The following is a 268-nucleotide window of genomic DNA, read 5'->3' as shown; positions in this document are numbered from 1 at the left end:
CATTATCATGGCAATTTCCTCTCCGGGACATGCTGGTGATAATGCCTTTTTCTTTGGCATACGCTTGAAATTCCTTCGCAGTATAAATACTTCCTTGATCTGAATGAAGGAGGACATCTTTTATTTTTCTTCCTCTCATTGCTTGTTTTAACGTCTTCATCGCTAATGCCAGCGTTTGTGATTCACTGACGACATAACTTATAATTTCGCGATTAAAGGCATCCATAATCGTTGATAAATACAAAGTACGCTCTCCAAATAATAAATA

Annotated in this window: 1 protein-coding gene; it reads right to left on the bottom strand. The window is 36.9% G+C overall.

Going from position 1 to position 268, the window contains the following annotated elements:
• A partial coding sequence (locus MR065_RS27295; RefSeq protein WP_242215754.1) for a DDE-type integrase/transposase/recombinase occupies positions 1-268 on the bottom strand: 268 nt, incomplete at both ends.

Source organism: Bacillus cereus group sp. BfR-BA-01383 (assembly GCF_022663495.1).
Taxonomy (GTDB): Bacteria; Bacillota; Bacilli; order Bacillales; family Bacillaceae_G; genus Bacillus_A; species Bacillus_A cereus_AU.
Note: the sequence above shows the minus strand (reverse complement) of the source record. Positions and strands in the feature narration are given on the sequence as shown.